This is a genomic window from Streptococcus sp. 2154 (assembly GCF_013277255.1).
Classification (GTDB): Bacteria; Bacillota; Bacilli; order Lactobacillales; family Streptococcaceae; genus Streptococcus; species Streptococcus pseudopneumoniae.
This window is the reverse complement of record NZ_VMMK01000017.1, coordinates 16,769-29,638: the sequence shown is the minus strand read 5'-3', so window position 1 is coordinate 29,638 and position 12,870 is coordinate 16,769. Positions and strand designations below refer to the sequence as shown.

10 protein-coding genes and 4 pseudogenes are annotated in these 12,870 nt (G+C 40.4%); 10 read left to right on the top strand and 4 right to left on the bottom strand.

Annotation, left to right across the window (positions count from 1 at the left end; all coding sequences use genetic code 11):
• Nucleotides 1-253: 253 nt before the first annotated feature.
• A complete protein-coding gene (gene gdhA, locus HT693_RS01405; protein WP_000199528.1) occupies nucleotides 254-1,600 on the bottom strand; it encodes an NADP-specific glutamate dehydrogenase in 1,347 nt (448 codons plus the stop codon).
• Between the two features lie 203 nt (nucleotides 1,601-1,803).
• Between gdhA and HT693_RS11815 the strand changes: the two are divergent.
• Nucleotides 1,804-1,984, top strand: a pseudogene (locus tag HT693_RS11815) (hypothetical protein); the annotation flags it as partial.
• Between the two features lie 56 nt (nucleotides 1,985-2,040).
• Nucleotides 2,041-2,575: pseudogene (locus tag HT693_RS01400) on the top strand (transposase); the annotation flags it as partial.
• A 111-nt stretch (nucleotides 2,576-2,686) separates the two neighbouring features.
• Here the strand turns inward: HT693_RS01400 and HT693_RS12330 are convergent.
• Nucleotides 2,687-3,350 (bottom strand): annotated as a pseudogene (locus HT693_RS12330) (choline-binding protein C); the annotation flags it as partial.
• Nucleotides 3,349-4,158, bottom strand: coding sequence for a Cof-type HAD-IIB family hydrolase (locus tag HT693_RS01385; protein ID WP_023932748.1), 810 nt, complete (start codon nucleotides 4,156-4,158; stop codon nucleotides 3,349-3,351). The pseudogene HT693_RS12330 and the gene HT693_RS01385, both read right to left, overlap by 2 nt.
• A gap of 218 nt (nucleotides 4,159-4,376) precedes the next feature.
• Between HT693_RS01385 and HT693_RS01380 the strand changes: the two genes are divergently transcribed.
• Nucleotides 4,377-5,048, top strand: coding sequence for a CPBP family intramembrane glutamic endopeptidase (locus HT693_RS01380; RefSeq protein ID WP_000746011.1), 672 nt, complete (start codon nucleotides 4,377-4,379; stop codon nucleotides 5,046-5,048).
• A gap of 51 nt (nucleotides 5,049-5,099) precedes the next feature.
• On the opposite strand, the pseudogene HT693_RS01375 reads toward HT693_RS01380, so the two are convergent.
• Nucleotides 5,100-5,305, bottom strand: a pseudogene (locus HT693_RS01375) (AraC family transcriptional regulator).
• Between HT693_RS01375 and HT693_RS01370 the strand changes: the two are divergent.
• The 7 genes from HT693_RS01370 (at nucleotide 5,298) to proC (ending at nucleotide 12,710) form a co-directional block, all read left to right on the top strand.
• Entirely contained in the window at nucleotides 5,298-6,206 is a 909-nt protein-coding gene (locus tag HT693_RS01370; RefSeq protein ID WP_001025687.1) for a LysR family transcriptional regulator, read from the top strand. The pseudogene HT693_RS01375 and the gene HT693_RS01370 sit on opposite strands and share 8 nt — an antisense overlap.
• On the top strand, nucleotides 6,203-6,664 hold the full coding sequence (gene lspA / locus HT693_RS01365; protein ID WP_000745672.1) for a signal peptidase II: 462 nt from the start codon (nucleotides 6,203-6,205) through the stop codon (nucleotides 6,662-6,664). The genes HT693_RS01370 and lspA overlap by 4 nt, the downstream gene beginning before the upstream one ends.
• A complete protein-coding gene (locus HT693_RS01360) occupies nucleotides 6,654-7,541 on the top strand; it encodes an RluA family pseudouridine synthase (RefSeq protein ID WP_000403212.1) in 888 nt (295 codons plus the stop codon). Before lspA ends, HT693_RS01360 begins: the two co-directional genes overlap by 11 nt.
• Before the next feature lie 2 nt (nucleotides 7,542-7,543).
• Nucleotides 7,544-9,427 (top strand): phosphorylcholine esterase CbpE, encoded by a 1,884-nt coding sequence (gene cbpE / locus HT693_RS01355; RefSeq protein ID WP_000728244.1) that lies wholly within the window; start codon nucleotides 7,544-7,546, stop codon nucleotides 9,425-9,427.
• 100 nt (nucleotides 9,428-9,527) lie between these two features.
• A complete protein-coding gene (proB, locus tag HT693_RS01350) occupies nucleotides 9,528-10,637 on the top strand; it encodes a glutamate 5-kinase (RefSeq protein WP_000875755.1) in 1,110 nt (369 codons plus the stop codon).
• Between the two features lie 9 nt (nucleotides 10,638-10,646).
• A complete protein-coding gene (locus HT693_RS01345) occupies nucleotides 10,647-11,909 on the top strand; it encodes a glutamate-5-semialdehyde dehydrogenase (protein WP_023936957.1) in 1,263 nt (420 codons plus the stop codon).
• Nucleotides 11,910-11,912: 3 nt separating this feature from the next.
• Entirely contained in the window at nucleotides 11,913-12,710 is a 798-nt protein-coding gene (gene proC, locus HT693_RS01340) for a pyrroline-5-carboxylate reductase (protein ID WP_023936955.1), read from the top strand.
• Nucleotides 12,711-12,870: the final 160 nt, after the last annotated feature.

The window sequence follows — 12,870 nt, the reverse complement described above, 5'->3', positions numbered from 1 at the left end:
TGACGAAGTCAGTAACATATCTACGGTAAGGCGACGCTGACGTGGTTTGAAGAGATTTTCGAAAAGTATAAAATAGATTGAATTTAGAATAGTCCACTGAGTTTTATAAAACATTGTTAGAAATTGGTTTGAATTCCGCAATCAATTTGTTCGGTTTTTATTTCATTTAATTTAATTAAATTAGAATTTCCCAACCGTTTAACTCAAGATAAAAATCCCCAATCGAAGCGATTGAGGATTAAGCAAATGAATCTTAAACAATACCTTGGGCAATCATAGCGTTTGCTACATTTTCAAATGCAGCAATGTTTGCTCCTGCAAGATAGTCTTTATCAAGACCATATGTTTCTGAAGTTGTTTTAGCTGTGTTGAAGATGTTTGTCATGATGTCTTTGAGACGTCCATCAACTTCCTCACGAGTCCATGAGAGGCGAAGACTGTTTTGGCTCATTTCAAGGGCTGAAACGGCTACACCACCAGCGTTGGCAGCTTTGGCAGGTCCGTAGAAGATACCATTTTCTTTGTAGATTTTGATGGCATCAAGGTCGCTCGGCATGTTGGCACCTTCAGATACACAGATAACGCCTTGAGCAACCAAACGTTTAGCTGCTTCACCGTTGATTTCGTTTTGAGTAGCACATGGAAGCGCAATATCATAGTTTCCAGCGTAAGTCCATACAGAACCTTCGTGATATGTTGCAGTTGCTTTCTCAGCTGCATACTCAGTCAAACGAGCACGACGTTTCTCTTTAACATCAACCAAAAGATCGAAGTCGATACCATTTTCATCGATGACATAACCGTTTGAGTCAGATACAGAGATGACAGTAGCGCCAAGTTCAGTCGCTTTTTGAAGAGCGTATTGAGCAACGTTCCCAGAACCTGAAATAACCACTTTCTTACCAGCAAAGCTATTACCGTTAGCTTTCAGCATTTCTTCAGTATAGTAAACCAAACCGTAACCAGTTGCTTCTGGACGAATCAAGCTACCACCAAATTCAAGAGGCTTACCAGTCAAGACACCAGCATCAAATTGGTTAAGACGCTTGTATTGACCATAAAGGTAACCAATTTCACGTCCACCTACGCCGATATCACCAGCAGGTACGTCAAGTGATGGTCCGATGTGTTTTTGCAACTCAGTCATGAAGCTTTGGCAGAAGCGCATCACTTCAGCATCTGTTTTACCTTTAGGATCGAAGTCTGATCCACCTTTACCTCCACCGATTGGAAGTCCAGTCAAGACGTTTTTGAAGATTTGTTCAAATCCGAGGAATTTCAAAATCCCTTGGTTTACAGTTGGGTGGAAACGAAGTCCTCCTTTGTATGGTCCAACAGCTGAGTTGAATTGAACACGGTAACCACGGTTTACTTGAATTTTTCCATCACGGTCAACCCAAGGAACACGGAAAGAAATTACGCGCTCAGGCTCAGTAATACGTGCCAAGATATTTTCTTCGATATACTCAGGGTGTTTTTCAAATACAGGTTCCAAAGTGTTGAAAAATTCTTCAACAGCTTGGAGGAATTCAGCCTCGTGCCCATTACGAGCTTTTACAGTTTCAAACACGCTTTGGATATATTCTTTAGCAGATGTCATATCGTTCTCCTTTTGTTGTCATATTTTATTATATGAGCTATTATAGCAGAATTTTTTTAAACTGTAAAGAGAAAAACAAAAATTTTCTAAAAATTCTTTCAATTTAGTTTTAAGACTTTTTGAAAATAGACAAAAAACGAACCTTTTTCTTGTAAATATCTTTCTCAAAGAGAAAATCTGAAAATATGCTATAAGAAAAGAAAATGTTTAGCAATTCAGAAATCACTTGTTAATTTATCCATGATATGTTAGATTTGCCAGCAAAACTATGACCATTTTGGAGGAAAGAAATATTTACATCTCCTTATTCAGGGCAGGATTTTCTATACAAGTATAGATGTCTTGCTGGAGTTGGATCATGGAACCCAAGCGGTTATTGAGATTTAGAACTATCATCAGAATTTTTTCATTAGACTTGTTCGGTAACCATAAAGTACTATACTATCTATGAACAAGACCCAGAAAAAGTAGCCTTATTTCTTAAGAATTTTAATAGTTTAAAGCACTTAGCACCTGTTTATATTGATGAAACAGGATTCGATACTTACTTTTATCGAGAATATGGTCGCTCATCAAAGGGTCAGTTAATAGGAGGTAAAGTCTCTGGAAGAAGATATCAGGGGATTTCTTTGGTTGCAGGTCTAACAAATGGTGACTTAATCGCTCCAATGACCTACGAAGAGACGATGACGAGCGACTTTTTTGAAGCATGGTTTCAGAAATTTCTCTTACCAACATTAACCACACCCTCAGTTATTATTATGGATAATGCAAGATTCCAATAGAATAGCTAGGATAGAATTCTTGTGTGAAGAGTTTGGGCATAAACTTTTACCCCTTCCTCCCTACTCACCTGAGTACAATCCTATTGAGAAGACATGTGCTCATATCAAAAAGCACCTCAAAAAGGTATTACCAAGTTGCAATACCTTTTACGAGGCTCTTTTGTCCCACTCTTGTTTCAGTTTGTTATAAACACCTAAGATAAGAGCTATACTAGGTAAATAAAAATCTCTATACTATTTGAAAGTGAAGACTACTCACTGTGAGATAGTATAGAGTATTTTTGTTGTAGTTAAACCATCCTACCCATTCCCCATTGTAATTAACACGGTAACCGTCTGGTGTAGTCGTATTGATTGCTAGAGCACCAGAGCTATAAGCATAGTACCATTTGCCAGATACCTTCATCCAGCCTGTTTTCATAGCACCTGAACCGTCGAGATAGTACCAAGTCTCACCGTCTTTCAACCAACCTGCTTGCATCCAGACTGAACTATCGAAGCGATACCAGATATTATCTAATTTTGCCCACTGATTGTAAGGGTAAGATCCCATCAAGTTGCATAAACTACCAACGCGAGCCAGCTTGTCGCCAAAAACCCATACTTTTACCTACTTCTTGCATTTGGTTAAAGAAATTGTAGGAATTATTCGTTGTACTCTTATTTTCATTTTTGATTTTATGAGTTCCGATAGCCTTCAAATTTTTGTCAAAAAGATTCGCCTTAGTCGCAAATGTTTGAATCTGAGAAGAGTAGGCTTCTATGTATTGAATGGCTTTTCCATAACCACCAGCTAATTCTTCAGAGCCACCAGATGATGTTCCGAAACTTTGTGCAACGGTAATCCATCCATTTTGAGTAACAGGGTTTTCAAAGGCTGCCAAACCCATATAGGTCAATTCTGGATTGATTAAGGATTCGTAGTGTCCAGTTTGATCAGAGACATTTGCTCCGCTACGAGATTTATAGAATATATTTCTCAATAGCACGCGCAACGCCGTCTTCTTCGTTGCTTGAGGTAACGGCATCCGCAAGAGATTTGACATAATCGCTGGCATTTCCCATTGCAATCCCAAGCCCTGCAAATTGGAGCATTTCGATATCGTTATTAGCATCGCCCATGGCCATAATCTCTGAGGAATCAATCTTCAAAATCTCAGCTAGTCGTGAAAGAGCAGTAGCCTTTGTCGTTCCAAGCGGCATTGCTTCATAAATGACAGGCTGCGAACGAACTCCACTGAATCGTTGGCAAAGCTCTTCAGCAAAACGCTGCTCAAAATCGTCTGTTTGGCTCTCTGTTCCTAAAAACATACCTTGGAACATACGAAACTTGCCACTAGTCGCTTCCTCAAGAGAAATTTCAGTCAGGTCTGAAAAGACTAGTTTGGCATCATTTTGAATGATTTCATTAGGTTTGCCACCGAGGACAAAATAATGTTCCTCATCAAAAAGAGTCAACTGAACATCACTTTTTTCAGCTAGGTCATAGAGGTATTCGATGTCTGCTGGACTAAGTTCTTGCCAGTCAACCAAGCCCCAGTCGCTAGTCTGGTGAGTTGAACAACCGTTGTTAACAATCACATACTCATTCTGGAGATCAAGCCCCAGTTTTTTGTAGTAGGGGAGGACACCGAAAAGCGGGCGACCCGTACAGAGAACCAATTTGACACCTTTTTCAATGGCTTTGTGAATAGCAATAATGTGAGCTTGTGGGATTTCCTTGGCTTCATTGAGGAGGGTTCCGTCCATATCCAAGGCTAGTAGTTTAATCATAAGACTTCCTTCTTTATCTTTTGGTATTATTATAGCATATTTTGGAGAAGAAATTGATAGGAAGCTTGGGGCTAATTGATTTTACAGTTTAGGATGTTTTGATGACAATTCATGATTTGAAGAGGATATTTGGCCAAGATATGCTATACTAAACTTGTGATTCAATTAAGCAAACCATTCTATTCAATAAGCTAGTCAAGGAAAACAGAGGATTTAATATGAAAAAACGGATTATTCAGATTTTACTAGCATTATCCTTAATTTTTTACAAATCAACTTGGTTTTGGGGAATTTTCAATCACCTCGCAAAGCCCTATCTACCAGCAAGTCGTGAATTTTTTCAGATTCTGCTTTGGATGGAGAGTGGAGGTCTTTTATTAGCGGTCATCTATCTACTAGTTTTTGCAGGAAAGAAGACTTTTCATTTCAAATGGCAGCTGAGGCACTTTATCTACCTTTTACTGGGTTACATCATTTTGTATATGTCTGACGTCCTCTTGTCTTATTTCATACCCTCGTCTTCAAATCAAATTTCTTTGAATGAAACGATAGAAATGATAGGGAGACAGGAATTACCCTATTTCTTGCTCATGGCTTGCTTCATCGGCCCTATTGCTGAGGAATTGATTTATCGCGGTGTGCTTATGACAACCTTTTTCAAAAACTCGCCTTGGTACGGAGATGTCTTGCTTTCTGCTATTATTTTCGGTTATATTCATATCAATTTTGCTTTAACTCCTCTTGCTTTTTTCATTTATGCTAGTGGAGGTCTCATTTTAGCTCTACTGTATCGCATGACAAAAAATCTCTACTATCCAATACTAGTTCATATTCTCATCAATATCACTGCCTTCTGGAATGTATGGTTACTCCTATTTTCAGGAAGTTAGCTTACTAAAAAAATGTCGGAACTTTCCGGCATTTTCTTTTTTCACAAATAGTCAACGTTTTTCTTTTCGATATTGGAGTGGTGTGTATCCAGTTATTTTTTGAATTGATTTTGAAAATAAGGTTGGCTTGAGAAAGGCAGATAGTGAAGATAGTTAAGAAGGTTAAGAAGAATAGGATGTTCTTTTTTCCTTTTTGGAAAACTTCTAAAATATGGTATAATGAAAAGATAAAGAAGTTGGAGGTAGAAGATGAACATTCAACAATTACGCTATGTTGTGGCCATTGCCAATAGCGGTACTTTTCGTGAAGCTGCTGAAAAGATGTATGTTAGTCAGCCGAGTCTGTCTATTTCTGTTCGTGATTTGGAAAAAGAATTGGGTTTTAAGATTTTCCGTCGGACCAGCTCAGGGACTTTCTTGACTCGTCGTGGTATGGAATTCTATGAAAAAGCGCAAGAATTGGTTAAAGGATTTGATATTTTTCAAAATCAGTATGCCCATCCTGAGGAAGAAAAGGATGAATTTTCCATTGCCAGTCAGCACTATGACTTCTTGCCACCAACCATTACGGCCTTTTCAGAGCGCTATCCTGATTATAAGAACTTCCGTATTTTTGAATCAACTACTGTTCAAATTTTAGACGAAGTAGCGCAAGGTCACAGTGAGATTGGGATTATCTACCTCAATAATCAAAATAAAAAAGGGATTATGCAACGGGTTGAAAAGTTAGGCCTAGAGGTTATTGAACTAATTCCCTTCCATACCCATATTTATCTCCGTGAGGGGCATCCTTTAGCTCAGAAAGAGGAATTGGTCATGGAGGATTTAGCGGATCTACCAACGGTTCGTTTCACGCAAGAGAAAGACGAGTATCTTTATTATTCAGAGAACTTTGTTGATACCAGCGCGAGCTCGCAGATGTTTAATGTGACAGACCGTGCTACTTTGAATGGTATTTTGGAGCGGACGGACGCTTATGCAACAGGTTCCGGATTTTTAGATAGTGACAGTGTGAATGGCATCACAGTTATTCGTCTCAAGGATAACCTAGATAACCGCATGGTCTATGTTAAACGTGAAGAAGTGGAGCTGAGTCAAGCTGGAACTCTTTTCGTAGAAGTCATGCAAGAATATTTTAATCAGAAGAGGAAATCATGAAAAAAAGAGGAATAGTGGCAGTCATTGTACTGCTTTTGATTGCGCTGGATCAGTTAGTTAAATCCTATATCGTCCAACAGATTCCACTGGGTGAAGTGCGCTCCTGGATTCCCAATTTCGTTAGCTTGACCTACCTGCAAAATCGAGGGGCAGCCTTTTCTATCTTACAAGATCAGCAGTTGTTATTCGCTGTCATTACCCTGGTCGTCGTGGTAGGTGCCATTTGGTATCTACATAAGCACATGGAGGACTCATTCTGGATGGTCTTGGGTTTGACTCTGATAATCGCGGGTGGTCTTGGAAACTTTATTGACAGGGTCAGTCAGGGATTTGTTGTGGATATGTTTCACCTTGACTTTATCAATTTTGCAATTTTCAATGTGGCAGATAGCTATCTGACTGTTGGAGTGATTATTTTATTGATTGCAATGCTAAAAGAGGAAATAAATGGAAATTAAAATTGAAACTGGTGGCCTGCGTTTAGATAAGGCTTTGTCAGATTTGACAGAATTATCACGTAGTCTCGCGAATGAACAAATCAAATCAGGCCAGGTCTTGGTCAATGGCCAAGTCAAGAAAGCTAAATACACTGTCCAAGAGGGCGATGTCGTCACTTACCATGTGCCAGAACCAGAGGTTTTAGAGTATGTGGCTGAGGATCTTCCGCTAGAAATCATCTACCAAGATGAGGATGTGGCTGTTGTCAACAAACCTCAGGGAATGGTTGTGCATCCGAGTGCTGGTCATACTAGTGGAACCCTAGTAAATGCCCTTATGTATCATATTAAGGACTTGTCGGGTATCAATGGGGTTCTGCGTCCAGGAATTGTTCATCGTATTGATAAGGATACGTCAGGTCTTCTTATGATTGCTAAAAATGATGAGGCGCATCTAGCACTTGCCCAAGAACTCAAGGATAAAAAGTCTCTCCGCAAATATTGGGCGATTGTTCATGGAAATTTGCCCAATGATCGCGGTGTGATTGAAGCACCGATTGGCCGGAGTGAAAAAGATCGTAAGAAACAGGCTGTGACTGCTAAAGGGAAACCTGCAGTAACTCGTTTCCACGTCTTGGAACGCTTTGGCGATTATAGCTTAGTGGAGTTGCAACTAGAGACAGGGCGTACCCATCAGATTCGTGTCCACATGGCTTATATCGGTCATCCAGTTGCTGGGGATGAAGTCTATGGTCCTCGTAAGACACTTAAGGGGCATGGACAATTTCTTCATGCCAAGACTCTAGGTTTTACTCATCCGAGAACAGGTGAGACCTTAGAATTTACAGCAGATATCCCAGCAATTTTTAAGGAAACATTGGAGAGATTGAGGAAGTAAGAATGAAAAAGAAATTAACTAGTTTAGCACTTGCAGGCGCTTTTTTAGGCTTGTCATGGTATGGAAATGTTCAAGCTCAAGAAAGTTCAGGAAATAAAATCCACTTTATAAATGTTCATGAAGGTGGCAGTGATGCGATTATTCTTGAAAGCAATGGACATTTTGCCATGGTGGATACAGGAGAAGATTATGATTTCCCAGATGGAAGTGATTCTCGTTATCCATGGAGACAGGGTATCAATACAACTTATAAGCATGTTCTAACAGACCGTGTCTTTCGTCGTTTGAAGGAATTGGGTGTCCAAAAACTTGATTTTATTTTGGTAACCCATACCCACAGTGACCATATTGGAAATGTTGATGAATTACTGTCTACCTATCCAGTTGACCGAGTCTATCTTAAGAAATATAGTGATAATCGTATTACTAAGCCTGAACGTCTTTGGGATAATCTGTATGGCTATGATAAGGTTTTAAAGACTGCTGCTGAAAAAGGTGTTTCAGTTATTCAAAATATCACACAAGGAGATGCTCATTTTCAGTTTGGAGACATGGATATTCAACTATATAATTATGAAAATGAAACAGATTCATCAGGTGAATTAAAGAAAATTTGGGATGATAATTCCAATTCCTTGATTAGCGTAGTAAAAGTCAATGGTAAGAAAATTTACCTTGGGGGCGACTTAGATAATGTGCATGGAGCGGAAGATAAGTATGGACCTCTCATTGGAAAAGTTGATTTGATGAAGTTTAATCATCACCATGATACCAACAAATCAAATACCAAGGATTTTATTAAAAATTTGAGTCCGAGTTTGATTGTTCAAACTTCGGATAGTCTACCTTGGAAAAATGGTGTTGATAGTGAGTATGTTAATTGGCTCAAAGAACGAGGAATTGAGAGAATCAACGCAGCCAGCAAAGACTATGATGCAACAGTTTTTGATATTCGACAAGACGGTTTAGTAAACATTTCAACTTCCTACAAGCCTATTCCAAGTTTTCAAGCTGGTTGGCATAAGAGTTCATATGGAAACTGGTGGTATCAAGCGCCTGATTCTACAGGAGAATATGCTGTCGGTTGGAATGAAATTAAGGGTGAATGGTATTACTTTAACCAAACGGGTATCTTATTACAGAATCAATGGAAAAAATGGAACAATCGTTGGTTCTATTTGACAAACTCTGGTGTTGCTGCTAAAAATTGGAAGAAAATCGCTGGAATCTGGTATTATTTTAACAAAGAAAACCAGATGGAAATTGGTTGGATTCAAGATAAAGAGCAGTGGTATTATTTGGATGTTGATGGCTCTATGAAGACAGGTTGGCTTCAATATAAGGGGCAATGGTATTACTTTGCTCCATCAGGGGAAATGAAAACGGGCTGGGTAAAAGATAAAGAAGCCTGGTACTATATGGATTCTACTGGTATCATGAAGACAGGTGAGATAGAAGTTGCTGGACATCATTACTATCTAGAAGAATCAGGAGCTATGAAGCAAGGCTGGCTTAAAAAGGCAAATGATTGGTATTTCTACAAGACAGATGGTTCACGAGCTATAGGTTGGATTAAAGACAAGGATAAATGGTACTTCTTGAAAGAAAATGGTCAATTACTTGTGAATGGTAAGACACCAGAAGGCTATACTGTGGATTCAAGTGGTGCCTGGTTAGTGGATGTTCCGATTGAGAAATCTGCTACAATTAAAACTACAAGTCATTCAGAAATAAAAGAATCCAAAGAAGTAGTGAAAAAGGATCTTGAAAATAAAGAAACGAGTCAACATGAAAGTGTTACAAATTCTTCAACTAGTCAAGATTTGACATCCTCAACTTCACAAAGCTCTGAAACGAGTGTAAACAAATCGGAATCAGAACAGTAGTAGAAAAGAAGGTTTTAGGGCCTTCTTTTTCCTATCAACTCTTTTCTATTTCCTGTTATTCATGTTATAATGGATAAATATGAATAATCGGAGTGAGACTATGAAATACAAACGGATTGTCTTTAAGGTGGGTACTTCTTCTCTGACAAATGAGGATGGAAGTTTATCACGTAGTAAGGTAAAGGATATTACCCAGCAGTTGGCTATGCTGCACGAGGCTGGTCATGAGTTGATTTTGGTGTCTTCAGGTGCCATTGCGGCTGGTTTTGGAGCCTTAGGATTTAAAAAGCGTCCGACTAAAATTGCTGATAAACAGGCTTCAGCAGCGGTAGGACAAGGGCTTTTGTTGGAAGAATACACGACCAATCTTCTCTTGCGCCAAATCGTTTCTGCACAAATCTTGCTAACCCAGGATGACTTTGTAGATAAGCGTCGTTATAAAAATGCCCATCAGGCTTTGTCGGTTTTACTTAGCCGTGGGGCGATTCCTATCATCAATGAGAATGATAGTGTTGTTATTGATGAGCTCAAGGTTGGGGACAATGATACTCTGAGTGCACAGGTGGCGGCCATGGTCCAAGCAGACCTTTTGATCCTCTTGACAGACGTAGATGGTCTCTATACAGGAAATCCTAATTCAGATCCAAGAGCCAAACGTTTGGAGCAAATCGAGACTATCAATCGTGAGATTATCGATATGGCCGGTGGAGCTGGTTCGTCAAACGGAACTGGGGGCATGTTAACCAAAATCAAAGCTGCAACTATTGCGACAGAATCGGGTGTTCCTGTTTATATCTGCTCATCCTTGAAGTCAGATGCCATGATTGAAGCGGCTGAGGAGACCAAGGATGGTTCCTACTTTGTTGCGCAAGAGAAGGGGCTTCGTACCCAGAAACAATGGCTGGCCTTTTATGCTCAGAGTCAAGGTTCTATTTGGGTTGATAAAGGGGCTGCGGAAGCTCTCTCTCAACATGGAAAGAGTCTTCTCTTATCTGGTATCGTTGAAGCAGAAGGAGCCTTTTCTTACGGTGATATCGTGACAGTATTTGATAAGGAAAGTGGAAAATCACTTGGAAAAGGACGCGTGCAATTTGGAGCATCTGCTTTGGAGGATATGTTGCGTTCTCAAAAAGCCAAGGGTGTCTTGATTTACCGTGACGACTGGATTTCCATTACTCCTGAAATCCAACTACTTTTTACAGAATTTTAGAGGTAAACTATGGTGAGTAGACAAGAACAATTTGAACAGGTACAGGCTGTTAAAAAATCGATTAACACAGCTAGTGAAGAAGTGAAAAACCAAGCCTTGCTAGCCATGGCTGATCACTTAGTGGCTGCTACTGAGGAAATTTTAGCGGCTAATGCCCTCGATATGGCAGCGGCTAAGGGGAAAATCTCAGATGTGATGTTGGATCGTCTTTATTTGGATGCAGATCGTATAGAAGCGATGGCAAGAGGAATTCGTGAAGTGGTTGCCTTCCCAGATCCAATCGGTGAAGTTTTAGAAACAAGTCAGCTTGAAAATGGTTTGGTTATCACAAAAAAACGTGTAGCTATGGGTGTCATCGGTATTATCTATGAAAGCCGTCCAAATGTGACGTCTGATGCGGCTGCTTTGACTCTTAAGAGTGGAAATGCGGTTGTTCTTCGTAGTGGTAAGGATGCCTATCAAACAACCCATGCCATTGTCACAGCCTTGAAGAAGGGCTTGGAGACGACTACTATTCACCCAAATGTGATTCAACTGGTGGAAGATACTAGCCATGAAAGTAGTTATGCTATGATGAAGGCCAAGGGCTATCTAGACCTCCTCATTCCTCGTGGAGGAGCTGGCTTGATCAATGCAGTGGTTGAGAATGCGATTGTACCTGTTATCGAGACAGGGACTGGGATTGTCCATGTCTATGTGGATAAGGATGCAGACGAAGACAAGGCGCTGTCTATCATCAACAATGCTAAAACCAGTCGTCCCTCTGTTTGCAATGCCATGGAGGTTCTGCTGGTTCATGAAGACAAGGCAGCAAGCTTCCTTCCTCGCTTGGAGCAAGTGCTGGTTGCAGATCGAAAAGAAGCTGGGTTGGAACCAATTCAATTCCGCTTGGATGAGAAAGCCAGTCAGTTTCTTTCAGGTCAAGCAGCTGAGGCACAAGACTTTGACACCGAGTTTTTAGACTATGTCTTAGCTGTTAAGGTTGTGAGCAGTTTAGAAGAAGCGGTTGCCCATATTGAAGCCCATAGTACCCATCATTCAGATGCCATTGTAACGGAAAATGCTGAAGCTGCAGCTTACTTTACAGATCAAGTGGACTCTGCAGCTGTCTATGTCAATGCCTCAACTCGTTTTACCGATGGTGGACAATTTGGTCTTGGATGTGAGATGGGAATTTCTACTCAGAAATTGCACGCGCGTGGTCCAATGGGCTTGAAAGAGTTGACCAGCTACAAGTATGTGGTTGCTGGTGATGGGCAGATAAGGGAGTAAGAGATGAAGATTGGATTTATCGGTTTGGGGAATATGGGGGCTAGTTTGGCTAAGGCTGTTTTGCAGGCCAAGACGTGTGATGACATTCTTCTTGCCAATCGTAGTCAAGCTAAGGTAGATGCTTTCATTGCAGACTTTGGTGGTCAGGCTTCCAGCAATGAAGAAATTTTTGCAGAAGCAGATGTGATTTTTCTAGGTGTTAAGCCAGCTCAGTTCTCAGACTTGCTTTCTCAATACCAGACCATCCTTGAAAAACGAGAAAGTCTTCTTTTGATTTCCATGGCAGCTGGATTGACCTTGGAAAAACTCGCTAGTCTTCTTCCAAATCAACACAGAATTATTCGTATGATGCCAAATACCCCTGCTTCTATTGGTCAAGGAGTGATTAGTTATGCCTTGTCTCCTAATTGCAGGGCTGAGGACAGTGAGCTCTTTTGTCAGCTTTTAGCCAAGGCTGGTCTTTTGGTTGAACTTGGAGAAAGCTTAATAGATGCAGCGACAGGTCTTGCAGGTTGTGGACCAGCCTTTGTCTATCTTTTTATCGAGGCCTTGGCAGATGCAGGTGTTCAGACTGGATTGCCACGAGAAACAGCATTGAAAATGGCAGCTCAAACTGTGGTAGGAGCTGGACAATTGGTCCTTGAAAGTCAGCAACATCCTGGAGTTTTGAAAGACCAAGTTTGCAGCCCAGGCGGTTCGACTATCGCTGGTGTAGCGAGCCTAGAAGCGCATGCTTTTCGAGGAACGGTCATGGATGCAGTTGGTCAAGCCTACAAACGAACACAAGAACTAGGTAAATAAGAGGTGGATTTGTCTGCCTCTTTTATGGTGGTTGATACTCTTCGAAAATCTCTTCAAACTGCGTCAGCTTCCATCTGCAACCTCAAAACAGTGTTTTGAGCAACCTGCGACTAGCTTCCTAGTTTGCTCTTTGATTTTCATTGAGTATGAAATGAGAAGA

Bases quoted from the DNA above. Each gene is read 5' to 3' on its own strand.
- gdhA (WP_000199528.1), bottom strand. From the start codon at position 1,600: ATGACATCTGCTAAAGAATATATCCAAAGCGTGTTTGAAACTGTAAAA.
- HT693_RS01385 (WP_023932748.1), bottom strand. From the start codon at position 4,158: ATGATTAAACTACTAGCCTTGGATATGGACGGAACCCTCCTCAATGAA.
- HT693_RS01380 (WP_000746011.1), top strand. From the start codon at position 4,377: ATGAAAAAACGGATTATTCAGATTTTACTAGCATTATCCTTAATTTTT.
- HT693_RS01370 (WP_001025687.1), top strand. From the start codon at position 5,298: ATGAACATTCAACAATTACGCTATGTTGTGGCCATTGCCAATAGCGGT.
- lspA (WP_000745672.1), top strand. From the start codon at position 6,203: ATGAAAAAAAGAGGAATAGTGGCAGTCATTGTACTGCTTTTGATTGCG.
- HT693_RS01360 (WP_000403212.1), top strand. From the start codon at position 6,654: ATGGAAATTAAAATTGAAACTGGTGGCCTGCGTTTAGATAAGGCTTTG.
- cbpE (WP_000728244.1), top strand. From the start codon at position 7,544: ATGAAAAAGAAATTAACTAGTTTAGCACTTGCAGGCGCTTTTTTAGGC.
- proB (WP_000875755.1), top strand. From the start codon at position 9,528: ATGAAATACAAACGGATTGTCTTTAAGGTGGGTACTTCTTCTCTGACA.
- HT693_RS01345 (WP_023936957.1), top strand. From the start codon at position 10,647: ATGGTGAGTAGACAAGAACAATTTGAACAGGTACAGGCTGTTAAAAAA.
- proC (WP_023936955.1), top strand. From the start codon at position 11,913: ATGAAGATTGGATTTATCGGTTTGGGGAATATGGGGGCTAGTTTGGCT.